Raw genomic sequence first — 25,695 nt, 5'->3', positions numbered from 1 at the left:
CAAACAGGGAAATCCGACCCATGAAAGACCACGATCCGCGCTCCGCGGGGATGCTGCCATCCCTTCCGCTTCCGGCTTCCGCCGTGCCCAGCTTCGCGGAGGCCATGGCAGCCATCGATGGCTGGAGCGATCTGCCGGCGACACGCCGCCGCGATCTCAGATCGGACCTCACGACGGCCGCGCGGCTGCTGGGCCGACAGCCCGCGGCGGTGCCCTGCGATGTCGCCTGGCTGAACGAGGCGCTGTTCCGAAAGCCTCCGGGTGGGCATCGCATGCGGACCAGGCGCTTCGGCAACATGGTGAGCGGATTGCGCGCGACATTGCGGCGGCTGGGTCTGCATGCGCCGGACCTGCGCACCTTCGAGGACCTGTCCCCGGCCTGGCAGGCCTTGCTCGGCCACGCCCGTCTGGAGGCTCAGGTCGCCTGCCTGCGGCACCTGGCAAGATACTGCGGCGAACGCGGGATCGGGCCGGAAGCGATATCGGACGTCATGCTGGCCGAATGGGCCATGGCCGACAGGAGGATCCGCCTGGGTGCGAATGTTGCGGGGCGCCCGGTCGTCGTGGCGCGGGCCTGGAACGCCGTCGTGGCCGCCTCCGGCATGCCGCTTCCTGTCCTCAAAGCCCCCCGCCGCCGCCAGCCCTACACCCTGCCGTTCACGGATTACCCACAGAGTTTCCAGGACGACCTTCGGGACTTCAGCGCCACGCTGGCGCCGGTCGTGGGGGCCAGCATCTGGCGTCGGTCACGTGTCCAAGGCAAGCGGCACCATGTGCTGCGTCCCCGGACCATCGCGACACGCCTGTTCTCCATCCGCCAGGCAGGGGCCCTGCTGGTGAAAGGTGGCGTGCCGCTGACACAGCTGCGTTCGCTGTGTGACCTGGTCAGGCCTCTCGAGCGGGTGGAACTCATCCTGGATGCCGTCATCGAGCGCTCCACCGAACGCAGGGGCGGGCAGGTCTGGACCGTGGGCGTGGCCCTGCTGCAGGTGGCGAAGTACTGTGCCGGGCGCAAGAAAGATCCCCTGGATGCCGAAACGCTCGCCACGATCAGGGAGTGGGTCGCCGACACGAAGCCGGACCCCAGGGCCGGCCTCCCCCTGCGGGTGCGCGAACGCATCCGGGCCCTGACCCAGCCGGCAGCCTATGCCGGGCTGCTGCACGAGCCGGCGAGGCTCATGCGGCTGGCGAAGGACCCGGATCTCGCGCCCGTGGAGGCGGCCCGCCAGGTGCGGCTCGCGGTGATGCTGGAAATCCTGACCATCTGCCCGATGCGGCTGTCCAACCTCCTGGGACTGCGTCTCGACCGGAACTTGCGCCGTCTCGACCCCAAGGGACGCCGGCTGACCCACCTCGTGATCGCCGGCCACGAGGTCAAGAACGGCGAGCCCATCGAGTGGCCGGTGCCGGAGGGGTCCGCCAGGCTGATCGAGCGCTACATCCGCTCGTACCGGCCAGACCTGACGGATGAAGGCAATCCATACCTCTTCCCCGGCGCCGGCGACGGTCCGATCAGCGCGACCTCCCTGGCCAATCACCTCAAGGCGCATCTCTGGGAGGTGATCGGTGTCGAGGTGAACCCGCACCTGATGCGCAGCTTCGCGGCCTGGCTGCATCTGAGGCATTATCCGGAGGCGATCGACGAGGTCAGGCGCATCCTCGGGCATCGCTCCATCGAAACGACGATGCGCCACTACATCCTGTTCGAGAAGGAAGCGGCGGCGCTCCGCTTCGGCAGGAGTGTGCTGCGGCTGCGCGAGGAGACGCGCGGCCTGGCCCTCGCCTCCCGTCTGTCCAGGCGTCCCGCCGTCAGGGCGGGGGTGGGCCGGTGAGCGCCGATCCAAGGCGGCGCTGCCTGCGCCTGCGGGAATGGCCGGCCTCCCATCGCAGGAGCTGGGAGGAGTTCCTGGCCAGCCGGGGGCGGCGGTCGCGCCAGCCGTGCAAGGCACGGCACTGGGCGCTGGCCAGCGTCACCAAGGCCGAGGAGGGCTGGGGGCGCTTCCTGGGCTTCCTGCTGTGGCACGGGCTGCTCGATCCGGACCTCCCGCCGGCGGCGCTGGCGACCGGAGAGAATGTCGGCCGGTTCTTCGATGAGCTCCGTGCGCTGGGCAACGCGGACTACACCGTGGTCGGCCGCCTGCAGGAGATCGAGATGGCGCTGAAAGTCCTGGATCCCGGTGGTGACCACGCCTGGATCCGTTGCCCCGGCGGCACGCCGGTCCGCGAACTCCTGCCGATGCAGGTCCACGACAAGCCGGTCCATCACAGCGCGGTGCTGTTCCACTGGGGGCTGAAACATGCGGAGGGATCGTTGGGACGCTCTCCGCGCCGCCGGCAGGTGCAGCTGCGCGACGGGCTACTGATCGCCATCCTGGCGTCGCGCGGCTACCGCCTGCGCACGATCGCCGCCTTCCGGCTGGGCAAGCACCTGCGGTGGGATGGCGAGCACTGGTGTGTCTGGCTGGAGCAGGAGGACACGAAGACCCGTTATGCCGAGGATTGCCGGCTGCCGGCTATCCTCACCCCCTGGATCGACCGCTACCTCGCGCAGGAGCGGCTGGAACTGCTGGGTGGCCGCGTATCGGACGCCTTCTGGGTCAACTGGGGCGGCGAGCCGCTGGGAGCGCGCGGCCTGGAGAAGCGGATCCGCTGGCTGTCGGAGAAGCGCTTCGGGAAGGACGGGATCTTCGGGCCGCACAGCTTCCGACATGGGCTGATGACATCGGCCGTGATGGATGCTCCGGACGATCCCCATCTCGGGCCCACGATCCTCTCGATCACCCTGCGGACAGGCCACGGGCACTACGACCGCAGCAAGCGGCAGGTCGCGGCGCGGCGCTTTCACGATGCCCTGGCCCGGGAACGTGCCCGAACCGCAGCCGTGCTACGCACGCCATCCGGTGACGGCGACAAGGCGTGACATCACGCGCGAGAGCCGCGTGAACGAGAGGCGGATAAGGAAGAAGCGCCCCGGATCGGGGACTTTCGGCTAGCTTCTCTTTCCGCGCTGTCCAACTGGAACGCGAAAAGCCCCTGGCCTTCGAGGCCGGGGGCTTTGTGATGTTGCCGGCGTCAGGGTGGTGCACCTGCCACTCTGGAGCCGGCCTTCTTCAGGCGAAGGCGATGCCGTAGCTGCCCGGATCGTCGGACATGAAGTTTGGGTTGGTCAGGGCGATGTGCTCCGGGCTCTCGGAGAAGCCCAGCACCACGTCGCTGCGCGACGCACCCCCCTGGAGCTGGGCCGCCCAGTGGTCCAGCCCGGCCGGCTCCGCGGCCCGGTGCAGCGTGTTCAGGTAGAGGCTGGACACGAACTGGCGGTCATCCAGGGCGCCGTATTTCGCCTGGAACTCGGGGCTGCGGGTGAAGGCCGCGGCGACATCCCTCAGCGCGACGCCGCTGTCGAGCAGCGAGGCCTGGAATGCCAGGCCCGGAGCGTCGGGCAGCCGGCCCAGCACCGTGTCGTAGAGCCGGGCGGCCTGCAGGGCATGCTCGTCGACGTCCCAGATGCCGTTCCGCCAGAGGCCGGCGGTGTTGTTCCGGTTCTCGGCGCTCTCCGAGAAGCCCTGCAGCACCTCCGCGCGGCTGTGGCCGCTGCCCAGCTGCGACAGCCACCAGGCCTTGCCCGCCGCCTCGCCCTCGCGGCCCAGGACGTTCTGGTAGAGGCGGTCGACATACTGGCTGTCCGTCAGGCTGCCGTAGCGCGCGTTGAACTCCGGGCTGGCGAGGAAGCTCTGCGCGAGATCGAGCAGGCTGTGGCCCTCTCCGAGCCGGCCGATCCAGAAGTTCAGGCCCTGCTGCTCGGGGCCGCGGTCGAGGGCCGCGTGGTAGAGCCGCACCACCTGCGCCGCCGGATCGGCCTCGTTGAAGACGAGGCGCCCATCGGCCAGGCGGACCTCCTCGACCGAGCGCAGCGTGTCCGTCTGGCCGCCATGGCTGATGACGACGTCGCCCTCGGCGGAGCGGGTCACGGCGAGGCCGCGGCGGCCTACGGCACCGTAGTCCAGCACGTCGAAGCCGGCCCCGCCGTCATAGATGTGGGAGCCATCGGCATGGTGCAGGACGTCGTTGCCGGCAGTCCCCGACACGACCGGCGTATCGTCGTCGAGGATCGTCGCGGTGACCGCGGCGGTGCCGATCCCGGTCAGGAAGCCCGGTGCTCCCGACGGGCTCCAGGTGTTGGTAATACGGACCACGAAGGTCTCGTTGCCCTCGAGGAGGCTGTCGCCGGCGATGGCGACCTCGAAGGTCTTATGAGTCTCGCCGTAATTGAAATAGACCTGCTGCGTGGCGAAGCCGCCCACGATGTCGCCGGCCGAGGCCGAATGCGCGCCGGCCGAGGTGTCGGCCTCGATCACGATCGCTGCGGTGACCGGCCAGGAGGTGTTGCCCTCGCGCACGATATCGAAGGTGAGCTTGTGCGAGCCCTGGTCCGACGCATCGCCCTCCCGCACGGCCGGGGTGCCGACAGCGGCGATGCTCATCGTATCGGTCGGATCGTTGTCCTGGATGGACACCCCCGCCGATCCGCTGCCATTCGTGCTGACGGTGGCATTGACCGGGTTGCGCAGCCACAGGCCGATCGCGCCGGGGACCTCCGGGACGTTGTCATCGACGATGCCCCAGCTCACCGCCTTGGACGTCTCGCCCGGCGCGAAGGTCACCACCTTCGATGTGAGGCCGCCGACGAAGTCGTCCGCTCCGGCGACATTGCGTGTGGTGACGGGCGTGAAGAACTCCACGGTCACGGAGCTCGTCAGGTCGGACGGCGTCCGAACGACGATCACGTCGAGGGTCTTGTCGGTCCCCTCGGTGAGGTAGGACTTCGCAACGACCAGGGAAATCGTAGGCAGCGTTCCGGACACGTCTGGCAAATCCCTTCCAAGGTCAGGGGAAGTCGGTAATCGTTAACCTTTGTCTCATCAAGGCAACGAGTGCGTTGTTTCGATACGCTGGCGTCTCAGGATTTGTCCGCAGCGTGGCGTGTTCCCGGTTTGCCACAGGCCGCGGCTCCGGCCCGGTGACGCCGGAGCCGCCAGGCCTGGAAACGCAAAAAGCCCCGGCCTTCAGGCCGGGGGCTTTGCGTTGCTGGCGAGTGCCAACGTCAGGACGGGGCGTCCGCGGAGCGGGCCCGGGATCGGTCCCGCCCGGCGAGCACCGCGCCCTGGAAGGCGCGGAACTGGTGGATGCGCGAGAAGCGCGCGAGATAGCCTCCATGGGTCATCTCGCGGTGGCAGGGCCGGCAGACCAGCCAGCCATGCTCGGGCCGGTTCAGCCCGCGGTGGAAGGCGTGGTCGAACTCGGTCCCTTCCAGCGGTGCGCCCGCCTCGTCGAGGACGGGCTCGTGGCCGCAGCAGGGGCAGAGGCCCCGGTAGGGTGTCCGGCGCAGGGCCGCGACGATGAGGTCGCGGCTGCGAACCGAGAAGTCCCGGCGCCTGCCGAGCAGGAGGTCCTGCGCGGAGAGCTGGAGGAACATCAGGTCGGCCATGTGGCGCTCGAGGACATCGAGGCGCCGGTGCAGGTGCTCGAACTCCTCCGCAACCGGAAGGGCGGCATCGCTGGCCTCCGCCACCGTGGGCAGGAGCTGTGCGGCGAAGTGCCGGAAGAGCCGGGCCCGCTGGCGCTCGGCCTCGTCGTCGGGAACATCGGTGCTGAAGAGCATCGTGGTGTCCTGGAGGATGGTTTCGGCCTTGCTCAAGGGCCGCGACGGTCGGCTTGGGAGCTACCGAGACCGGCCGGGGACACGGGACGAGGGGAAAAAGAGGGGCGCGATGATGTGGCGTCCCCCGCCGGTGATCACCGGAGATCCGTGAAGGCAGATCGGGAGAAGGCGTGGTGAAGCCGGGAGGAGAGAAGGGAAGCGGAAGGAGGAGAGAAGGAAGAGGATCCGCCGCGCGCACGCGGTGGGGCCGGCGCAAGGCCCACGGCGAGGGGCAGCGCCGGGCGGCCCATCCCGGTCATCGGGCTGCCACCGCTGGCAGGGCAGGAGGTTCGCAGAAGACGGCCGGCTCAGTGCCGGATGCGCGGTCCAGGACCGGCACGCCGCCAGAAGGCGCGCGCATCGGTCCGCCAGGATGAGAAGGGGATGGGGAAGAGGGGGCGACAGGCGCCCGGAAGGCAGAGAGCAACAGACAGGCTTCCGGCTTCACCTCAACATAGATGGGAAGCGGGGCCTGCATTTTCAATAGCAAATCGGAATGAAATGCGAAGATTTCCCGGCCATACGCGGGTTGCCGCATCCAAGCCGTGCACCTCCCGTTGCGGTGCAGCAAGAACGACCTACCTCAGTGTCGTAGCGGGCGTCAGGCGATGACGGTGCCCTCCCTCACCGGAGCCGGCGCCCCGCCCTCCCGGCGGGCCGAGGCCGGGGCCGGCAAAGCGGGACGAGGCCATAGGCCTCGCCCGCTTTCCGTGCCGGTCGTGACGCAAGGCGCCCCTCAGCGCTTCGCGGGCGGCCGCTCTCCCTGCTGCTGGGGTGACGGCTCCTCCAGCAACCCGGTGACCGGCACTTCCAAAGCTTGCGCCAGGCGCAGCAGCACCAGCAGGGTGGGGTTGCGCAGGCCCCGCTCGATGCCGCTCACATAGGTCCGGTCCAGCCCCACCCGGCCGGCGAAGTCCTCCTGGCTGAGGCCGAGCGCCACCCGCAGGGCGTTCACCCGCTCGCCCAGGACGATCCTCGGATCCTTCGCCCCGGCCGGCATCTCCGGCTCCGGCAGCGGCCGGCGCGGCTTGCGCGGGACGCGCGCCCGCTGTGGCTCCGCCTGTGCCGCTCCGGCCCTTCCGGGGCCGCGTTTCGTCCGTTCCATCGCCGCAGGGAGGCGTGCGACGGACCAAAGGTCCACGCATGGTGATTCCACGTCTTATCGTCCCTATGACGATAGGCTACATGTGTTCTGCTCCATCACGTCTCCTGGTCGTCACACCCATCATGCAGGACCACAGGACCCATGGACGAGGAACACAGCGGCGAGGTGCCGCGGCCCGGAGACGCAGCGCGCCGCCCCGAGCCCGAGCCGCGCAGCGTGCCGGGCGTGCAGGTGCGCAAGCGCCACTACTTCGAGGTCGGGTTCCGCTACGACCCGGCCGTCATCGCGCTGTTCAAGCAGCGGGTCCGGAGCGCGCGCTGGAACCCGAAGGAGAAGGTCTGGACGGTGGGCGAGGAGGACACGCGGAACCTCTTCGAGGCGCTGCCCGAGCTGGCGCGGCTGGTGATCGAGCGCCTGCCCGAGACGCGCACCGAGACGCCCGAGACCGTCACCTACCTGTTCCCGCAGGAGCAGCATCCCCAGGTGGGCGACCTGATCCAGTGGCCGGGCCGGCCGGCCAACGAGGTGGCGACCGGGGTCAGCCCCGGACCGGCACTCAGCGACGACCTGCTGGACGAGCACGGATCGCACCTGTGGGAATGGGAGGGCGCGCCCGGCGTCTGGGTCAGCGTGCGCCCGGCCACCCACCAGGAGCGGACCGACCGGACTTCGGTCTTCGTGGTCGGCTCCTGAAGGCAGGAGGAGGGAGGGTGACCATGGCCGGGGAGCCCGATGCTTCCAGCCGGCCGCCCCGGCTGGACCTGTGGACGCTGTGCGGCCTGCCGTCGCCGCGCAGCGCGCGCGAGGCCTGGCGGCTGGCCTGCTGCCTGCATTCCCGGGTCCAGCCCGCACCGCTGCCGCCGCTGGCGGACCATCTGGTCACCGGCGAGCCGGCGATGCCGGATCCGCTGGACTTCGTGCTGTGCGCCGTCGAACGTGGCAACGAGCGCGAGGGCCATTGCGGCACCTCGGGCAGGCTCTGGGAGGCGACTTGAGCGGGCATGGATCCGGCGGGACAGGGCAGGGTCTGCGCGAGCCCTCGTGGCTGGCGGAGATGTTCCTCGATCCCTGGATGGCGCTGCTGCGGCCCCAGGTACCGGGGGAGCATCGCTTCCCGATGGTGCTGCTCAGCGCCACGCTGTGGCTGCTGGCCATGATGGTCCGGCGACCAGCCAGTTCACCATCGGGGGCAGTGACACCTTCGTGTTCAGTGAAGGGACGAAGGCCAACCGGATCATGGATTTCGAGCACGGCAAGAACAGGATTGACCTGACGGGCTTCGGCGGCATCCATGAGTTCGGCCAACTGAGCATCACGCATGGCGACACCACGGCCAACTCGGCCGATCCCGGGAACGGCGCCATCATCGTGGTCGCCCACACCGATCTCCAGGCCAACAACTTAATCTTCGCATGAGGCGATGCCGGTGGTGCCACGGCGGGATGCGCTTTGCCAATGAGAACTAGTCGATCGGAGTAAGGCGTTTTGCAATAAGCTGCAGCCCCTATTTGGATTGCAGCATACTCCTATCACGAGGCAATGCCGTAGCGGTCGAGCATGTCGCTCATCGCCATGGTAGGGTTAGGGAGAACCTGCGTCCGGCCCATCGCGCCGCTGTCGAGCATAGTGCCAAGCCGCGCGGCTACTGGCATCCGCTTCCCAGTTCAGGCCACCAGACCGAGCCAGCTCCGAAGCACTTGGCGCCAGCATAATCTCACACACCCTTGAGCGCCCTGCTGCGGAGAGCCTGCACATGCTGGTTCTCCTCAAGGTGAACATGTAGCCCCTTGAGGTAGTCGGCCATTGTCGTGGCCGCGCCCTCCACATCCTTCGCCGCAATCTGGTCTATTAATGCCCGGCGCATCCGGAGCACAGGATCATGGGTGCGCATTCCTGCCAGCGCAACGAAATGCCTCACCACTTCGCTCAACGCTTCAACAAGAGCGGTCAGAATGTGGTTTCCTGTGGCTTCGGCCAGGATCCTGTTGAAGCCGATAGCAAGGAATGTACGATCTTCGAAGCGACCAGATCGGGTCAGTGCTTCTGTCTCAGACAAATTGGCTTCCAGTGCTGTCAGATCCAAAGGCCGAGCGCGCTGACAGGCTAATCGCACCACTGCATCCATGACATACAGTCGGGCCTCAAGCAACATAGGCAGTGTGGCGCGTCCCAGATCCAGCATGTCCTGCATCGATTGGGTGACCAGCTTCGCGCTTCCATTGCTGACAAAGGCCCCGCCGTTGCGCCCCTTGCGTAGAACGATCAGGCCGGCTGCCTCAAGATTGCGCATGCCCTCCCGCACCGCCATCCGGCTCACCATAAAGGCCTCAGCTAGCTCGCGCTCTGTTGGAAGTCGGTCACCCGGCTGCAGTTCGCCAGTGGCAATCTGCCGACGAATGCGAACACCGATCTCCTCCGAAATCCGCGTTGTCCGGATCGGCGCGAAGGTCTTCTGGCTCCCCTCTTTGCCCAGGCCTGCGCGAGCAGCAGATGCGACGGAAGCCATCCTCTCGTCCTCTCGAAGCCGTTTGGTGGCCATCTGTCTGGCAGAAGCAGGTACTACCCCCGCTGGACGCCTGGGCGCCGCCCTCTTCCCGGATGCCATGCATCTCCTTGGTGATGTGAGCTTCGAGCTGAGCCACGCAACGTTCGCGTGCTTCCCCAGTCCGCCTCAGGACAGACCTAACACTACAACCTTACCGGTTGCCCGGCAATTAGGTTGAATGGACGGTCCAAATGTGTCACGCTGACCGTCGCGTCCACATCAATGCGTCATCAAGACAAATAAAACTAGGGAGATCAGCAGCATGTACCGACGCCCTGCTTTGCTTGGCGCCTTGGCAGCGACCTTGGCTTGGCCGACTTCCGCCGCCGAGGTGTTTCCGGCTCGTCCAATCAGGCTGATCATCCCATACCCGGCTGGCGGTACGACCGACATCATCGCACGGGCCTTGCAGGAGCCCTTACGAACAGCACTTGGTCAACCAATCATCGTAGAAAATCGTGGGGGCGGTTCCGGGTCGGTAGGATTGCGTGAAGTCATCAATGCTGCACCCGACGGATACACGCTAGCCATTAGTAACAATGGCCCCAGCACGATCCTGCCTTTGACAGACACAACAATTGGCTACAAGGCCACAGATAGCCTGTCCCCGGTTTCATTGTTGTCGCTGGCACCGCTCGTTCTTGTTACATCCGCCAAATTCCCGGCCATGAACTTGCAGCAGTTCATCGCGCAGGTGCGGTCGCAGCCGGGGAAACTCAATTATGCCACAGCAGGCGTCGCCTCATTCGGCCATGTCGCGACGTTGATGCTCAGCCAGATGGCGAAGCTGGATGCGGTCCATATCCCCTATCGTGGACAAGCGCCGATGACCATGGCGGTCGTGTCAGGTGAAGTGCAATTCGTCCTCACCTCCTACTCTCAGGCCATGAACGAACAGGTGGAGGTTGGCAAGTTGCGCCGTCTCGGCATCAGCACGACACAGCCCTCTCCTGTGGTGCCTGGAACGCCACCAATCGCTGATGTTGTCCCAGGTTACTCCGCTGAGATCTGGTTCGGTATGTTGGCGCCCAAGGCGACACCGCCAGACATTGTCAACAAACTCAATGCGGTGATCCAGCAAGCCCTTCTCCTGCCTGCAGTGAAGGAGCAACTTCTTGGCGCCGGCATGGAGGCAAATGGCAGCACCCCTCAAGCATTTGGTGAGCGCCTCGCATCAGAGGAAGCTCAATGGCGTAACGTCCTCTCTACGGCTGGAATCAAGCCAGAATGATTCGCTCAGAACCGGCAGGTTCCAATGTCACAGACGAATTGTCTTCCATTGATGCTCTTCATCGGCTCCTGGTTCAGCGACATAGCTGCCGCGCCTTTCTATCGGATCCTGTGCCCGATGAGATCATCAAAAGAATCCTGATAGTAGCACAACAAACGCCATCCTGGTGCAATGTACAACCCTGGCAAGTTGTTGTGACGCGCGGGGCAGCGACGGATGATTTCCGGGATGGATTACGATCCCGTGCCGTTACTCATGCCCAGGCGCCAGATATCGCGTTCCCAGTTGCCTATGACGGCGTGTATCGGGATCGGCGCCGTGCTTGCGGATTCCAACTCTATGATGCCGTTGGCATCGCCCATGGAGACCGCGAGGCTTCGGCCAAGCAGGCAGCAGAGAATTTTCGCCTCTTCGGTGCCCCGCACGTTGCCATCGTGACCACAGATACTGTGCTTGGCACTTATGGTGCCGTGGACTGTGGTGCCTATGTCACGACCTTCATGTTGGCAGCGACAGCACTGGGTGTTGCCTGCATTGCCCAGGCGGCTCTCGCATCCCACGCAGGCTTCATCCGACGACATCTTGGCATTCCCGATCACAGGTATGTCCTGTGCGGGATCTCATTCGGTTATGAAGACAAGGCACACCCAGCCAACTCCTTTCGAACGGACCGGGCATCCATTGAGGAGGTGGTTCAGTGGCGTTCCTGAGGGAAAGATCCATTAAGGGAGACGTCAAGTGAGTAGTGGGCCGCTTTGCGGAATCCGGGTACTTGAATTCGGCGCGCTGGGTCCCGTGCCGTTCTGTGCCATGATGCTGGCGGACATGGGCGCGGAAGTCATCCACTTAGCGCGCCCCGGCGCGCCACGGTATGCAAGGCACGACGTGACTCTGCGTGGTCGCCGCATCCTGCCAATAGATCTCAAGTGCACCGAGAACAGGGCGCAGGTAATGGACCTCGTTAAGGGCACGAATATTTTGTTAGAGGGGCACCGTCCAGGCGTCATGGAACGCCTTGGCCTTGGACCGGATGTCTGCCTGGATGCCAATCCCCGCCTTATCTATGGCCGTATGACCGGATGGGGACAGAAGGGACCGCTGGCGCCGACGGCAGGGCACGACATCAACTATATCGCGCTCACGGGAGCGCTCGATGCTATCGGTTCACATGGTGGGCCACCGGTGCCACCGCTGAATCTTGTGGGCGACTACGGCGGCGGCGCCATGTTCCTGGGATTTGGTGTCCTATGTGCATTCATTGAGGCGCAGCGAAGTGGACACGGGCAGGTGGTGGACGCAGCCATGGTCGATGGCGCCGCCCTGCTCATGTCACTGTTTCATGGATTCATGGCACGCGGCCAATGGATTGCACAGCGGGGGGGCAATCACCTCGATGGTGGCGCACCCTGGTATGGGACCTATGAGACTGCCGATGGGCGCTACATCGCGGTCGGTGCGCTGGAGGAGCCATTTTGGCAGGAATTGCTGGCAAAACTTCAGATCGATGCGGCCACCTTGCCTCGGCGGGAGGATCGTTCAGGCTGGCCGATCATCCGGGCTAAGTTGGAACAGGCCTTTCGGCAACGCGAGCGGGACGTTTGGGCTGAGGTTTTCGCTCAATCCGACGCCTGCGTAAGTCCTATTCTTAACCTGGACGAAGTGGCAAACCACCCGCACATGGCGCAGCGCAGTAGCATGATTGAGGTCGATGGCATAATGCAGCCAGCACCGGCACCGCGCTTCTCCAGGACGCCTGGAAAGGCACGACCACCGATCAGAGAAGATCTCACCGCTGCCAACCTTCTTTCGGAGTGGAGCGTACGACGCCGCGAAAGATCTGGCGTCTGAATCGGAACGTGGAAGAAGGCATCTTCCAGGCTGCATAGAGCGTCCAGGCAGCAAACGCACGACTTTTTCCTTGACTAATTTGGACGGTCCATTAGTCCATAACACAACACTAGCGATAATGCTGATATGGAGGGCGACAGGAATGGCGACGGAGCGAGCCGTCTACCGACTACCCGATCTTCAGAAGCTGATAGATCCCAAAAGCGTGGCTGTGGTCGGCGCTTCGGCGACACCTGGCTCTTTCGGCCAACGCACCCTGGCTAACCTCGCTGGGTTCCATGGCAAGGTCTTTGGCGTCAATCCGAAGTATCGGGAAATCGCGGGCAGGGAATGCTTTCCCAGCCTGACTGATCTACCTGAAGCGCCTGATTGCGTTGTTCTCTGTGTGGCTCGAACACAGGTAGAGGAATCGCTTGGCCAAGCGATCCGCTTGGGAGTCGGCGGTGCCATCGTCTATGCCTCAGGATTCGCAGAGACAGGCTTGCCTGAGCGTGTGGCAGAGCAAGTAGCCATCGTTACCTTGGCACAACGCAGCGGTATCCGGGTTGCCGGCCCTAACTGTGTTGGTATCGCCAATATGCGAAGCGGCGCCATCATGAACTTCATGCCCGACTGCGGCCAAATGGTCGGCGGGCGATCGGGACCCGTGGCTATCGTTTCGCAAAGCGGTGCACTAGGCTACGCAGTGCTGCAATCCATGACACGCGGCGTGGGTGTGAGCCATTACCTTGCTGCCGGCAACTCCGCAGATGTCGACATCTGCGACTTTATCTCCGCACTCGCGGATGATCCCGAGGTTCGCTCTATCATCTGCCTCTTCGAAGGCGTGAAGAGCGGGAAACGGTTCCTCGATGCTGCGCGTCGAGCCACCGCAGCAGGCAAGGCCCTGATCACCTACAAGGCCGGCAACGGAGAGGCGAGCCGCAAGGCGGCCCTATCGCACACTGGTACGATGGTGGGAGCTGATAGTGCTTACCGTGCTGCTTTCGAGGACGTAGGAGCAGTTGTGGTCGATGATCTGGAAGCGGTCATCGAGCGTGCCAGTTTCTTTGCGCGCAACGGGCGTCCCGCCCGGGGGCGCGGTGTCGGCATCATGTCTACTTCTGGGGGAGCGGGCGTTATCAATGCCGACAAGGCTGAGAAGATGGGCCTGTTGCTACCGGAACTCAGCTCAGTAACCAGAAGGGCCTTGGAAGCGGTGGTCCCTGACTTCGGCGCAGTTGCCAACCCTGCTGATCTCACGGCCGAGGTGCTAAAGACCTCCTCAACTTTTGCCCATTGCCTGGATGCCTTCGTCACAGATCCAGGTTTCAGCTCCGTCGTTGTGCCCTTCGTCTTCGCGCATGAAGCCTCCACAGGCCATCGCGCACCAGTTCTCACGGAGGTTGCCGCACGGACAGACTGTGCCGTGGCCGGGGTATGGATGACGGACTGGCTGGAGGGTCCTGGCAGTGCTCTGCTGGACGCAGACCCGAGAGTGACTCTCTTTCGTTCTGCCGAGCGCTGCATGGAAACCATTCGGAGCTGGCATGACTGGCATGAACGTCGGGATACCCCTCTAGATAACCTCTCCCCTCGCCTGTCGCCACTCACGGCTGCCGACACAGCACGTGAGATCATCGCCGTGGCCGGAAGGTCAGGCCGAACGCTGAGCGAGCAGGACTCGAAACGCATCCTTGCTGCTTATGGTATCGTGGTGCCACGTGAGATTGTAATCAGCAGCCCTGCTGAGGCAGCAGATGCAGCGGCTAAGGTCGGCTTCCCCGTAGTGGTCAAGATCGCGTCCGCCGATGTTCCACATAAGACCGAAGTTCACGGCATCCGACTGAACCTGCAAAGCGACGAAGCCGTGCGGCAAGCTGCGGAGGAAATCCTCAAGTCTGTGCGCCAACATAAGCCGGATGCTCGCCTGGATGGCTTGAGTGTGCAGTCCATGGCTCCCCCTGGCGCTGAGCTGGTCCTGGGGCTGCAACGAGATGCGCAGTTTGGACCGATGATCGCGGTGGGGCTCGGCGGTGTGCTGGTTGAGGTGCTGGGTGACGTTTCGACAGCCCTTGCACCCGTCAGCCCGACCAGAGCCCGAAAGCTCCTGGCATCCTTACGTGGCTACCGCTTGCTGACAGGCTTCCGTAACCAACCAGCGCTGGATGTGGACGCTGCTGTCGAGGCCATCTGTCGCTTCTCGGAGATGGCATCGGACCTTGTCGATGTGATGGAAGAAGTCGACGTAAATCCCCTCATCGTCGGGCGTGAAGGCGTCGTTGCAGCGGATGCGCTGGTCGTTCTGGTCTAGGGAGGCAGCAATGGCAGGAAGGTATCTGGAAGAATTTGCCGAGGGCCAAGTGGATGAAAGCCGGGCTCGCACCGTGACGGAGACGGATGTTGTCACCTACTCCTGGATCTCGGGTGACGTGAATCCGATGCATACGGATGCGGAGCACAGCCGCCGCTCTCCGATGGGGGAGCGTATCGCCCATGGCACACTGGGGCTATCACTCTGTACCGGCTTCACAGCTGATCTCGGCTACCTGCAGGGTAGCGCCATCGCTGCACTTGGAGTGGACGAGTGGAAATTCCTTCGGCCGATCCTGTTGGGCGACACGGTGCGACTGCGCGCTACGGTGATCTCTACCCGAGTGAGTTCGAAGCCTGATCGTGGCGTGCTGGTCAGGCGAATGGAGCTTCTCAATCAGCGAGATGAGATCGTGCAGTCCGGCTTGATGACAACGCTAGTCCTGACACGTTCTGTTGCAACCTCGTCGATGTGACCATCATCTGGAGCAAAGTCCAATGCGTGGGAAATGCATCGAGGATTTTCGGATTGGCCAAGTTGATACGACGCGTTCCAGGACCATTACGGAGACTGACGTCGTTATGTTCTCCTGGCTATCGGGTGATACCAGTCCGATGCACACGGATGCCGAGCATGCGAAACGTTCGCCCCTGGGGCAGCGGATTGCTCATGGCGCTCTGGGCTTATCGATCTGCACCGGCCTGAGCGCCAGCGTAGGTTACCTCGAAGGGACGGCGATCGCCGCACTTGGCATCGATGAATGGCGATACCTGGAGCCCATCTATTTTGGCGATACCGTGCGCCTGAGGGCCACGGTGATCTCTGCCCGTCCGACCTCTAAACCAGACCGGGGCGTGCTGGTCAGGCGGATGGAGTTGATCAATCATCATGACGAAGTCGTCCAGAGTGGGCTGATGACGACCATGGTGCTCACGCGTGCCGGTGCCGAAGCACTACAGAAAAGCAGCAGAGTCCAAGCGGGAGGAAGGCAATGACACTCATGAATCTAACAGGACTGACCGATGAGCAGAAGATGATGCGTGAAAGCATCCTCGACATCTGCGAGCGCCATTTGCCCTGGGAACGCGTCCGGAAAATGGATGAGGCAAAAGAGTTCCCGCACGACGCCTATAACGCTCTGGCGGAAGCAGGTTACTTGAGACTTTTCTATCCTGAGAAGTTCGGAGGCATGGCGGGGTCAGCAAAGGATCTGGCTGTTCTACTGGAGACACTTGGATATTACTATACTGGAATTGCCCAGGCCGTGACGACCACACTGATCTACGCTGGCATGCATGTCGTCAAATTTGGCCAACCCGAGGTCCAGAGCGACGTCATCCCGAAGATCATGTCCGGCGACGTGAAGTTGGCATTGGCCATGTCCGAACCCGGGACCGGATCTGACGTGGCAGGGATCAAGACCAATGCGGTTCGCAGGGGGGATGAGTTTATCCTGAACGGTAACAAAGTCTGGATCACCTGCGCGCACGTCGCCGACTATCTGGTTGTCATTGCAAAGACCGATCCAAGTGCGGAACGGCACAAGGGTATGAGCGCACTGCTGGTGGATGCCCGGGCGGCGGGCGTGACGATCCGACCTCTTGCCATGCTAGGGCGTCGTACCACCCACGCCAACGAGGTCTTCTTCGAAGATGTCAGGGTGCCAGCTTCGAACCTCATCGGCAGCGAGGGTGCAGCCTGGAAGAACATCATGACATGTCTTGGCATCGAACGCCTTGGGCTCGCTGCCATTTCCTCCGGACACTGCTTCAAGATCACGGAGTATGCGAGGGACTACGCCAAGGAACGTATTCAGTTCGGCCATCCTATCTCAGATTTCCAGGTGATCCAGCATAAGCTCGCCAACATGCTGATCATGTCCGAGACCGCCAGGCAGTCTGTGTATCGGGTCGCTGATTTGATCGATGCGGGACACCCAGCGATCGAAGAGACCTCAATAGCTAAGATTATTTGCACGGAGAACAACTTCCGCTGCGCTGATGAAGGTCTTCAGATACTTGGTGGTGCGGGATACTCAATGGAATACGACATGCAGATGTTCTTCCGTGATTCCCGCGTAGGTCCGATCGGGGGCGGGAGCAATGAGATTCAACGGAATGTCCTCGCGAAGCGTATGGGTCTGTGAAGACTTCCATATCGCGACAACAAGCTACGGATTCCACACCGTGACCAGATCTGTCGCCTTACTCGGTGCCGCGGCAATCCCCTGTGGCAAGTGGCAAAGCCCGGCCAATGCAGCCGAGCAGGTGCTTGAGCACGAGGTGCTGGCGAATGTTGTTCTGGACGCTGTTGCGGATGCAGGTGTCGAACGGAAGGAGATCGGATCGCTCTCCTTCGCACAGTGCCGACCGTATACGCTGCAGAAGTACTTCGCGACATTCATGGCGCACTACCTGCGTTTACCCTGCACGGGAACAGTTGCGGAGATCCTCGGCAATGGGATGACCGCGGGCCTTGCCTTCGAACAGGCAGTGAACGACATTCTATTAGGTCGAACACGTGTGGCACTCGCACTTGGCGTAAATTTCGAAACAGCGACCTCTGCTGCCGAGCATATGATGAGTTCTATGCGTGCAACAGGGGATGTGGACTTCCAGGTTCCTTTCGGTGTCACCCCAATCGCTTGGTATGCGATGGATGCCGCACGCTACATCCATGACTACAGATCTTCACGCGAGGAGATTGCAACTGTGGCCGTGAAGAACCGCCGTCATGCATCTCTCAATCCGCTCGCCCAGTTTCGCAAGCCGGTGACACTGGAGCAGGTTCTTGCACAGCCGATGATCGTGGAGCCACTTGGTCTCTACGAGGTACCCCCGCGCTCCGATGGTGCAGTGTGTCTGGTACTGGCGGATGAGGAGGTAGCTCTCGCGACCGGACGTCCTTATGCGCGGATACGCTCTCGCGGCTTCTATCACGAGGGAGCGCACCAGATCAGCGAAGTTCCAGGTGACATGACGGCCCTGATCGCAGCTCAGAGAGCCGGGCATATGGCCTACGACATTGCGGGCGTACAACCGTCAGACATTGATTTTGCTGAACTCTACGCCCCCTGTACGATCGTCGAGGTGCTGGTGAGCGAGGCACTCGGATTGGTACCACGTGGCGGTGGAGCCCGCTGCGCCGCAGAAGGAGAGACCAGCCTTGGCGGCAGAATTCCGATCTGCACCTCCGGTGGGCTGCAATCTCGTGGCCACCCGGCCTATGTTACGCCTTTCTACAGCTTCGTTGAAGCATTGGAGCAGCTTCGAGGAAAGGCGGCCAATCGGCAGGTTGCCGACGCAAGACTCGCTGTTACTAGCGCAGAACTCGGCAACTATAACGCGGCACTTGTACATGTTCTGGAGGCGGTCCGATGAGTATCGAGGTTCTCCCGTGTGCCGGACGTCGTGCCTATCCACCTCGCGTAACGGCCACGACAGCCCCATTCTGGAATGGATTAGCCGAAGGCCGCTTTCAGTCAACGTATTGCGAGGATTGCGACCGTTTCACCTTTCCTCCCAAAGCTATCTGTCCGCACTGCTGGTCTCGTCGGATCATCTGGCGTGAATTATCGGGCAGGGGGCGCCTCTACGCTTCCACTGTTATCCATGCAGCGCCGGCTGCATTCCAAGGCGACGCACCCTATAGCATTGCAATCGTGGATTTGGAAGAAGGGGTCCGACTTGCGACCCGCTTGCTCGACAAGGAAACCATAGAGCTCGACCAACCAGTGAAGCTGGTAGCGCTATGCTACGAAGATGGACCGCTCTTCGCCGCTCGTCCCGACATAACCCATGCTGGTTCAACTCCGGATGCGGGTTGATCACGCTACTTCCAGGCACCTTGAGGCGGCTAAGGCAGCGGTAGATGAGATAGTAGATGAATGGCCGGCTATCCTCGCTTGTTTTAGCACTGGCGATTTTCACCTGGGGCTTCGGCTTTTACGGTCAAGCAATCTATCTGGCTGAGCTGCATACCAGCCGAGGCTGGTCCATCTCTATCCTTTCCGTGAATCTGACGACTTACTTTTTGGCAGGCGCGGCTTCGGCTCTCATCATCGGCAGGGAGTTCGCCACGGAAGCCTTCATGCGCGTACTTGGTCTGAGCACTGCTTTTGGACAGGCAGCTTACGCTCTTGGTCCCCTCATGATGGGGGTCCTGCGCGACTTCGCAGGCTATTCGTTGGGGTTGGTGAGCTTGCCGGCCTTTCCCTGACGGCTGGCCTACTGCTGCTACGAATCCGGTAGTCATTAAAGGGAGGAAAGTTTGTCTGAGCTTGCTGCAAGTGAAACGCCCTTATTGTCGATTTTGGCGCGCTATGTGACCACTCTGGAGATCGATCGCATCCCGGTGGAGGCACGGTGGCAAGCGGCTCTTTGCCTGCTTGATACAGTCGGCTGCATCGCCGCCGGATCCAGGACGCCAGAAGCGACGATGATCCAGACCGTAGAAGGGGAAAACGGATTTGGGAAATCCCGCTTGCTTGGCAGCAACCTTCGGCTTCCATCGGAAGCTGCCGCCCGGATCCATGGCTATGCGGGAGACGTCTTCGAACTCAACGACCTCATTGGTGGCCACGCCAGCATAGGAAATGTTGCTGCTGTCCTGGCTGCGGCTGAAGATGGGAGTGTGTCCGGTGCTCGGTTGTTGACTGCCTTGATCGCAGGGATCGAGGTTACTTGCCGTGTCTACACTGCCGTGTATCCGCATTTGAAGCCTTATACTGACGTCGCCATGGTCATTCCCGGCATCGTATCGGCCATCGGAGCCGCAGCGGCTGTGGCGGTGCTGCAGGAGCAACCTGAGCCCGTAGTGCACGAGGCTCTGGCTATTGCAGGCGCTCTCACGACCTGGTGTCCGGCAGAAGCAATCTTTGGCGATGGCGGCACCGTCAAACCCCTGCTGTTCGGAGCTTGGCCAGCAGCGGTTGGGCTTCGTGCTGTCTGCTACGCGCGCCGAGGCATGACTGGTCCTGCGCAGCTGCTGGACAGCAGCATTGGACTTTACGCCACATTGGGAAGGTGCTTCGACCGGGACGTTATTACCGATGTGTCGCATTGGTACCTGCTAGAGCCACGACGGAAGCTTCATGCATGTTGCGGCTATATACACTCCGCTCTGGATACTTTGATTACACTGCGACGCGAAATCGGCGTGGAGGCAATGAATAAAGGCCGTCTGCATATCGAAATGCCTGCCTATGTGATACCAGCCGTGTCAAAGAGAGACCTACCATCTTCGGCCAACGAGGCGCGCTTTCATGCAGAGTATTGTCTAGCGTTAGTAGCTTGCGGTGATGATGTGGTCACGCCTGATCACAGCCTGAATTATGCACATTTTTGTGCAAGGGAAGATGTGAAGCGCGCGATCTCACGAATTACGATCCGTGCTAATTCTAGTCTAACGCATTACCATCAGTCGATTCTGGAATTCGAGGCTGATGGGCTAAAGGTACGGCGAGCGAACCACGCACCTAAGGGATCGCCACAAAATCCGATGACCGAGGAAGACGTTATTGCGAAATTCCTTCGCCTTGCAGCATTTCCAACCAGCCATGATTACGCGGCCCGGATGCTCAAGATTGAGAAGGAAATCGACTGCTCCTGGATCTTCGACGACATGGAGGCAGCATCAGGACGAGTGCAAGAGCGCATGTGACGCCATGCAGAGGTTGAGGCGCGTCCTACCCTGAAAATTCCGGCATTACGCTTCGGATCTGCAGTTAAAGTATGAGGAAGGGCAACATGAAGCTACTGGTGCCCGTGAAGCGGGTGGTGGACTACAACGTGAAGGTACGCGTGAAGTCGGACGGGAGTGGCGTCGAGACGGCGAACGTCAAGATGTCGATGAACCCGTTCGACGAGATCGCGGTCGAGGAAGCGGTGCGGCTGAAGGAGCGTGGCATCGCGAGCGAGATCGTGGCGGTCTCGGTGGGCCCGGCGCAGGCGCAGGAGCAGATCCGCACGGCGCTGGCGATGGGGGCTGACCGCGGCATCCTGGTGGAGCAGGAGGGCACGGTGGAGCCGCTGGCGGTGGCGCGGATCCTCAAGGCGCTGGCCGAGCGCGAGCAGCCGGGGCTGATCGTGCTGGGCAAGCAGGCGATCGACGACGACATGAACGCCACGGGGCAGATGCTGGCGGCGCTGCTGGGCTGGGGGCAGGGGACCTTCGCGAGCAAGGTGGAGGTGGCCGACGGCGTGGCGAAGGTCACGCGCGAGATCGACGGCGGGCTGGAGACGGTGTCGCTGAAGCTGCCGGCGGTGGTGACCACGGACCTGCGGCTGAACGAGCCGCGCTATGCCTCGCTGCCCAACATCATGAAGGCGCGCAAGAAGCCGATCGAGACGGTGAAGCCGTCGGATCTGGGGGTGGATGCGAGCCCGCGGCTGACGGTGCTGAAGGTGGAGGAGCCGGCGAAGCGCCAGGCGGGGGTGAAGGTGGGCTCGGTGGCGGAGCTGGTGGACAAGCTGCGCAACGAAGCAAAAGTCATTTGAGCGGGGGTGATCTGAGATGAGTATCCCGGTGAGCATCCTGGTCCTGGCCGACCATGACGGCAGCCACGTCAACCAGCCGACCCGCTCGGCGATCGCGGCGGCCCGGAAGCTGGCCCAGGCGGCGGGCGGCGAGGTGCACCTGCTGGTCTCGGGGGCGGCGGCGGTGGCGCAGTCCGCCACGGCGATCGCGGGCATCGCGAAGGTGCTGCATGCCGAGGGCGACGGGCACATGCTGGCCGAGCCGCTCTCGGCGCTGCTGGTGGAGCTTGCGCCGGGCTACACGCACCTGCTGGCCCCGGCCACGGCGGTGGGCAAGAACGTGATGCCGCGCGCGGCCGCGCTGCTGGACGTGCAGCCGGTCTCCGACATCTCGGACGTGGTGGATGCCGAGACCTTCGTGCGGCCGATCTATGCGGGCAACGCGCTGGCAACCGTGCGCTCGGCGGATGCGAAGAAGGTGGTGACGGTGCGGGCGGCCTCCTTCGACCCGGTGGCAGCCGAAGGCGGCACGGCGTTGGTGGAGAGCGTGGCGGCGGTGGCCGATCCGGGGGTGTCGTCCTTCGTGGGTGCCGAGATCGCCAAGTCGGAGCGTCCGGAGCTGACGGCGGCGCGGGTGGTGATCTCGGGCGGCCGGGCGATGGGGTCGGCGGAGAACTTCGCGATCCTGGACAAGCTGGCCGACCGGCTGGGGGCGGCGGTGGGGGCGAGCCGGGCCGCGGTGGATGCGGGCTATGCGCCCAACGACCACCAGGTGGGCCAGACCGGCAAGATCGTGGCGCCGGAGCTCTACATGGCCTTCGGCATCTCAGGGGCCATCCAGCACCTGGCGGGGATGAAGGACAGCAAGGTGATCGTGGCCGTCAACAAGGACGAGGAGGCGCCGATCTTCCAGGTCGCCGACTACGGCCTCGTCGGCGACCTCTTCTCCGTCGTCCCGGAACTCGAAGCCGCTCTCGGCAAGGGCTGAGCAGGGGGCTTCGGCCCTGCTTCAGTCAAATCGAGAAGCAGCATTCTGCGTTCACCTACTTCCCCAAAGATCAGGAACGCCCTTGCCATGTCCTCTTCCCGCGAAACCTCCTCCCCGCAGCGCAGCGTCGAATGCGACGTCCTGGTGATCGGCGCCGGTGCCGGCGGGCTTTCCACCGCCGTCACGGCGCGCAAGCTCGGCCTCGACGTGCTGGTGGTGGAGAAGGAGCCTTTCTTCGGCGGCACCATGGCCTTCTCCGGCGGCGTGCTCTGGATCCCCGGCAACCCGCAGGCGAAGGCGCGCGGCATCGCGGACACGAAGGAGGCAGCGCGTACCTATCTGCGCCACGAGGCGGGCAACCGTTTCGACGCGGAGAAGGCCGAGGTCTTCCTGGAGAACGGGCCGCGCATGATCGAGTTCTTCGGCGAGGACACTGAGGTCCGCTTCGTCGCCACCGACTATCCAGACTACCACCCCGATGTGGAGGGCGGCGTGGCGGTGGGCCGCTCCGTGGTGGCCGCGCCCTATGACGCGCGCCGCCTCGGCAAGGAACTGGCCCGTCTGCGGCCGCCGCTGCGCACGATTACCTTCCTCGGCATGATGTTCAACTCCTCGAACGCGGACCTGAAGCACTTCTTCAACGTCACGCGTTCGCCCGTTTCCGCCGCCTATGTGGCGAAGCGGCTCGCCAGCCACTTCAAGGACCTCGCCACCCATCGCCGCGGCGTGCAGCTCACCGCCGGCAACGCGCTGGCGGCCCGTCTGGCGAAGTCGGCGCTCGACCTCGGCATCCCGATCTGGACGGACAGCCCGGCGCGCGAGCTGCTGCGCGAGGGCGGGCGCGTCACCGGCGCGGTGGTGCAGGGCGCGGAAGGGCCGGTGCGCGTGCTGGCGCGGCGCGGCGTGGTGCTGGCCGCGGGCGGCTATCCGCGCAACCCGGAACGCACCGGGGAGGAGTTCCGCCATGTGAAGCGCGGCGGCGAGCATGTCTCGCCCGCGCCGCCGGGCAATACCGGCGACGGCGCGCGCCTGGCCGGGACGGTGGGCGCCGGGATGGTCACCGACTATCCCGAGGCCGCCGCCTGGATTCCCGTCTCCAAGGTGCCGCTCGGCGGCGGCAGGACCGGCGTCTTCCCGCATCTGGTGGACCGCTACAAGCCCGGCATCATCGCGGTGAACCGCCACGGACAGCGCTTCTGCAACGAGTCCAACAGCTACCACGATGTCGGCGCCGCCATGCAGCGCACCTGCGAGGGCGAGCGCGAGACCGCGGCATGGCTGATCGCCGACCATGCCACGATCCGCAAGTACGGGCTGGGCTTCGCCAAGCCGGCGCCGATGCCGCTCTCCCTCTACACGCGCAGCGGCTATCTCCTGAAGGGCGCGACGCTCGCCGAACTGGCGCACAAGGCCGGCATCGACGCGGCCGGGCTGGAGGAAACGGTGCGCCGCTACAACACCGCCGCCGAGCGTGGCGAGGACCCGGAATTCCACCGCGGCAGCACGGCCTTCAACCGCTTCCTCGGCGATCCCGCGCACAAGCCGAACCCGAACGTGGCGCCGGTGAAGCGCGGCCCCTTCTACGCGGTGAAGCTGTATGTCGGCGACCTCGGCACCTTCAACGGCATCCGCACCGATGCCGCCTGCCGCGTGCTGGGCGAGGAAGGGCGGCCGGTCCCCGGCCTCTACGCGCTGGGCAACGACGCGGCCAGCATCATGGGCGGCAACTATCCCGGCGCGGGCATCACCCTCGGGCCGCACCTGACCTTCGGCTACGTGCTGGGCCACCACCTGGCGGGGCGCGACGTGGCACCGGCGGAGGCTGCCCGCCCGGGGCGGGAAACGGCCGGCGCCGTGCACTGAGCGGCGCCGGAGGCAGCAACGACAACCACGACAAGAACAGGGAAACGGACAAGATGCAGTGGAACAGGCGTGACATCCTGGCCTCCGGCCTCGCGGCGGCCGCCATGCTGGCGGCGGGGCCATCCCGCGCGCAGGCGGCCAGCACGATCCGGGTCGGCCACATCACCGACATGTCGGGCGTCTATCGCGACGTGGAGGGCCCCACCAGCGTCGCCTGCGCGCAGCAGGCGATCGACGAGTTCACCGCGCAGAACCCGGGGATCCGCGTCGAGCTTCTGGTGGCCGACCACCAGAACAAGGCCGATATCGGCCTTTCCATCATCCGCCAGTGGTTCGACCAGGGTGGCGTGGACGTGCTGACCAATGTCGGCAACAGCTCCGTGGCGCTGGGCGCCAAGGATCTGGTGGAGGCGCGCGACAAGGTCTCCATCGTCACCTCCGCCGGCAGTTCCGACCTGACCGGCAAGGCCTGTTCCGCCAACACGCTGCACTGGTCCTGGGATTCCTGGTGCCTGGCGCATTCCACCGCCACCAGCCTGGTGAAGACCGGCGGCGACAAGTGGTTCTTCGTCACCGCCGACTATGCCTTCGGCCATGCCGCGCAGGCGGATGCGACGCGCTTCGTCGAGGGCGCGGGCGGCAAGGTGCTGGGCTCCGTGCGCTATCCCTATGGCAGCACCACGGACTTCACCTCCTTCCTGCTGCAGGCGCGGCGCAGCGGCGCCAATGTCATCGCCTTCGCCAATTCCGGCACGGACCTGATCAACTGCCTGAAGCAGGCGCAGGAATTCGGCCTGTCGCGCGGCGGCGTGCGCATGGCGGCGATGGTCGGCTACGTCACCGACGTGCTCGGCATGGGGCTGCCGGTGGCCAAGGGGCTGACGCTCACCGAGACCTTCTACTGGGACCTGAACGACCGCACCCGCGCCTTCATGGAGCGTATCCGGCCGAAGCTGCCCGCCGGCACCTTCCCGAACATGAGCCAGGCGGGGGACTATTCCGGCCTGCTGCACTACCTCAAGGCGGTGAAGGAACTTGGCGTCGAGAAGGCCAAGGCCTCCGGCCGCGAGACCGTGGCGATGATGAAGCGCCTGCCCACCGACGACGACGCCTTCGGCCCCGGCAGCATCCGCGCCGACGGGCGCAAGATCCACCCGGCCTATCTCTTCCAGGTGAAGCCGCCCGAGGAAAGCCGGCAGGTGGGCGACATCTACAAGCTGGTCTCCACCGTCGGCGCGGAGGAGGCCTTCCGCCCCATCGCCGATGGCGGCTGCCCCATCACCCGTAGCTGAAGCACGAGAAGGAGCCCGCCCATGACGGACAGCAAGCCGCTGGTCGATCTGCGCACCTACACCATCCGCCTGCGCCGCATGGGCGAGTTCCTGGAGGTCTTCGACCGCCTCGCCATGCCGGTGCAGCTCCGCTACCTGGGCCGGCCGCTGGGCATCTTCACCAGCGCCGTCGGGCCGCTGAACCAGGTGGTGCATCTCTGGGGCTTCGACGACATGGGCGAGTTCCAGCGCCGCCATGCCGAGCGCGACCGGGACCCCGACTGGCCCGCCTATCTCAAGGCCTCGGCCGACCTGATCGTGGCGCAGGAGAACCGGCTGATCCTGCGCGCCAACATGCCCTCCCTGGCCGGTTGAGG

At 64.0% G+C, this 25,695-nt stretch carries 25 protein-coding genes; 21 read left to right on the top strand and 4 right to left on the bottom strand.

All coding sequences use genetic code 11. The features are described from left to right. Nucleotides 1–20 precede the first annotated feature (20 nt). Both RGI145_RS24545 and RGI145_RS24540 read left to right on the top strand, forming a co-directional pair. Nucleotides 21–1,832, top strand: a complete 1,812-nt coding sequence (locus RGI145_RS24545; protein ID WP_075801143.1) for a site-specific integrase — start codon at nucleotides 21–23, stop codon at nucleotides 1,830–1,832. After that, entirely contained in the window at nucleotides 1,829–2,920 is a 1,092-nt protein-coding gene (locus tag RGI145_RS24540) for a site-specific integrase (RefSeq protein ID WP_075801142.1), read from the top strand. The genes RGI145_RS24545 and RGI145_RS24540 overlap by 4 nt, the downstream gene beginning before the upstream one ends. A 190-nt stretch (nucleotides 2,921–3,110) precedes the next feature. On the opposite strand, the gene RGI145_RS24535 is transcribed toward RGI145_RS24540, so the two are convergent. The 3 genes from RGI145_RS24535 to RGI145_RS24525 form a co-directional block, all read right to left on the bottom strand. Further along, nucleotides 3,111–4,862 (bottom strand): DUF4214 domain-containing protein, encoded by a 1,752-nt coding sequence (locus RGI145_RS24535; protein ID WP_075801141.1) that lies wholly within the window; start codon nucleotides 4,860–4,862, stop codon nucleotides 3,111–3,113. Between the two features lie 239 nt (nucleotides 4,863–5,101). Continuing rightward, a complete protein-coding gene (locus RGI145_RS24530; protein WP_075801140.1) occupies nucleotides 5,102–5,695 on the bottom strand; it encodes a hypothetical protein in 594 nt (197 codons plus the stop codon). 739 nt (nucleotides 5,696–6,434) lie between these two features. Next, the gene (locus tag RGI145_RS24525; RefSeq protein WP_335740103.1) at nucleotides 6,435–6,839 is read right to left on the bottom strand and encodes a helix-turn-helix domain-containing protein; all 405 of its coding nucleotides are present in this window, start codon (nucleotides 6,837–6,839) and stop codon (nucleotides 6,435–6,437) included. A gap of 105 nt (nucleotides 6,840–6,944) precedes the next feature. On the opposite strand from RGI145_RS24525, the gene RGI145_RS24520 reads away from it, so the two are divergent. The 3 genes from RGI145_RS24520 to RGI145_RS24510 all read left to right on the top strand — a co-directional run bounded on the left by RGI145_RS24520 (nucleotide 6,945) and on the right by RGI145_RS24510 (nucleotide 8,219). Beyond that, nucleotides 6,945–7,496, top strand: a complete 552-nt coding sequence (locus RGI145_RS24520; protein ID WP_075801138.1) for a hypothetical protein — start codon at nucleotides 6,945–6,947, stop codon at nucleotides 7,494–7,496. A 17-nt stretch (nucleotides 7,497–7,513) separates the two neighbouring features. Further along, nucleotides 7,514–7,798 carry a hypothetical protein gene (locus RGI145_RS24515; protein WP_156878789.1) on the top strand — a complete coding sequence of 95 codons (285 nt, stop codon included), beginning with the start codon at nucleotides 7,514–7,516 and terminating at the stop codon, nucleotides 7,796–7,798. Between the two features lie 208 nt (nucleotides 7,799–8,006). Next, entirely contained in the window at nucleotides 8,007–8,219 is a 213-nt protein-coding gene (locus tag RGI145_RS24510; RefSeq protein ID WP_167668439.1) for a hypothetical protein, read from the top strand. 298 nt (nucleotides 8,220–8,517) lie between these two features. Here the strand turns inward: RGI145_RS24510 and RGI145_RS24505 are convergent, their stop codons facing one another. Further along, entirely contained in the window at nucleotides 8,518–9,309 is a 792-nt protein-coding gene (locus RGI145_RS24505; protein ID WP_075801157.1) for a FadR/GntR family transcriptional regulator, read from the bottom strand. A 301-nt stretch (nucleotides 9,310–9,610) separates the two neighbouring features. On the opposite strand from RGI145_RS24505, the gene RGI145_RS24500 reads away from it, so the two are divergent. The 16 genes from RGI145_RS24500 (at nucleotide 9,611) to RGI145_RS24425 (ending at nucleotide 25,693) form a co-directional block, all read left to right on the top strand. After that, a complete protein-coding gene (locus RGI145_RS24500) occupies nucleotides 9,611–10,579 on the top strand; it encodes a Bug family tripartite tricarboxylate transporter substrate binding protein (RefSeq protein ID WP_075801135.1) in 969 nt (322 codons plus the stop codon). Continuing rightward, nucleotides 10,576–11,289 carry a nitroreductase gene (locus RGI145_RS24495; protein ID WP_075801134.1) on the top strand — a complete coding sequence of 238 codons (714 nt, stop codon included), beginning with the start codon at nucleotides 10,576–10,578 and terminating at the stop codon, nucleotides 11,287–11,289. The genes RGI145_RS24500 and RGI145_RS24495 overlap by 4 nt, the downstream gene beginning before the upstream one ends. Before the next feature lie 28 nt (nucleotides 11,290–11,317). Next, a complete protein-coding gene (locus RGI145_RS24490; protein WP_075801133.1) occupies nucleotides 11,318–12,427 on the top strand; it encodes a CaiB/BaiF CoA transferase family protein in 1,110 nt (369 codons plus the stop codon). Nucleotides 12,428–12,569: 142 nt separating this feature from the next. Then, the gene (locus RGI145_RS24485) at nucleotides 12,570–14,720 is read left to right on the top strand and encodes an acetate--CoA ligase family protein (RefSeq protein ID WP_075801132.1); all 2,151 of its coding nucleotides are present in this window, start codon (nucleotides 12,570–12,572) and stop codon (nucleotides 14,718–14,720) included. A 10-nt stretch (nucleotides 14,721–14,730) separates the two neighbouring features. Beyond that, nucleotides 14,731–15,195, top strand: a complete 465-nt coding sequence (locus RGI145_RS24480; protein ID WP_075801131.1) for a MaoC/PaaZ C-terminal domain-containing protein — start codon at nucleotides 14,731–14,733, stop codon at nucleotides 15,193–15,195. A gap of 22 nt (nucleotides 15,196–15,217) precedes the next feature. Then, complete coding sequence (locus RGI145_RS24475; protein ID WP_075801130.1) at nucleotides 15,218–15,715, top strand: MaoC/PaaZ C-terminal domain-containing protein; 498 nt, start codon at nucleotides 15,218–15,220, stop codon at nucleotides 15,713–15,715. Then, nucleotides 15,712–16,866 (top strand): acyl-CoA dehydrogenase family protein, encoded by a 1,155-nt coding sequence (locus tag RGI145_RS24470; protein WP_075801129.1) that lies wholly within the window; start codon nucleotides 15,712–15,714, stop codon nucleotides 16,864–16,866. The genes RGI145_RS24475 and RGI145_RS24470 overlap by 4 nt, the downstream gene beginning before the upstream one ends. 40 nt (nucleotides 16,867–16,906) lie before the next feature. Then, complete coding sequence (locus RGI145_RS24465; RefSeq protein WP_075801128.1) at nucleotides 16,907–18,100, top strand: thiolase family protein; 1,194 nt, start codon at nucleotides 16,907–16,909, stop codon at nucleotides 18,098–18,100. Next, a complete protein-coding gene (locus RGI145_RS24460; RefSeq protein ID WP_075801127.1) occupies nucleotides 18,097–18,546 on the top strand; it encodes a Zn-ribbon domain-containing OB-fold protein in 450 nt (149 codons plus the stop codon). The genes RGI145_RS24465 and RGI145_RS24460 overlap by 4 nt, the downstream gene beginning before the upstream one ends. A gap of 56 nt (nucleotides 18,547–18,602) precedes the next feature. Continuing rightward, nucleotides 18,603–18,938, top strand: a complete 336-nt coding sequence (locus tag RGI145_RS24455; protein ID WP_075801126.1) for a hypothetical protein — start codon at nucleotides 18,603–18,605, stop codon at nucleotides 18,936–18,938. A gap of 51 nt (nucleotides 18,939–18,989) precedes the next feature. After that, complete coding sequence (locus RGI145_RS24450) at nucleotides 18,990–20,381, top strand: MmgE/PrpD family protein (protein WP_083671573.1); 1,392 nt, start codon at nucleotides 18,990–18,992, stop codon at nucleotides 20,379–20,381. 86 nt (nucleotides 20,382–20,467) lie between these two features. After that, a complete protein-coding gene (locus tag RGI145_RS24445) occupies nucleotides 20,468–21,217 on the top strand; it encodes an electron transfer flavoprotein subunit beta/FixA family protein (RefSeq protein ID WP_075801124.1) in 750 nt (249 codons plus the stop codon). A 28-nt stretch (nucleotides 21,218–21,245) separates the two neighbouring features. Next, nucleotides 21,246–22,184 carry an electron transfer flavoprotein subunit alpha/FixB family protein gene (locus tag RGI145_RS24440; protein ID WP_075801156.1) on the top strand — a complete coding sequence of 313 codons (939 nt, stop codon included), beginning with the start codon at nucleotides 21,246–21,248 and terminating at the stop codon, nucleotides 22,182–22,184. 87 nt (nucleotides 22,185–22,271) lie between these two features. Further along, a complete protein-coding gene (locus RGI145_RS24435) occupies nucleotides 22,272–24,047 on the top strand; it encodes an FAD-dependent oxidoreductase (protein WP_075799518.1) in 1,776 nt (591 codons plus the stop codon). Nucleotides 24,048–24,100: 53 nt separating this feature from the next. Beyond that, complete coding sequence (locus RGI145_RS24430) at nucleotides 24,101–25,339, top strand: ABC transporter substrate-binding protein (protein WP_075799517.1); 1,239 nt, start codon at nucleotides 24,101–24,103, stop codon at nucleotides 25,337–25,339. Nucleotides 25,340–25,360: 21 nt separating this feature from the next. After that, on the top strand, nucleotides 25,361–25,693 hold the full coding sequence (locus RGI145_RS24425; protein ID WP_075799516.1) for an NIPSNAP family protein: 333 nt from the start codon (nucleotides 25,361–25,363) through the stop codon (nucleotides 25,691–25,693). Nucleotides 25,694–25,695: the final 2 nt, after the last annotated feature.

It is taken from the genome of Roseomonas gilardii (assembly GCF_001941945.1).
GTDB lineage: Bacteria > Pseudomonadota > Alphaproteobacteria > Acetobacterales > Acetobacteraceae > Roseomonas.
The sequence above is the reverse complement of the archived record's forward strand: the minus strand, read 5'-3'. Positions and strand labels throughout refer to the sequence as shown.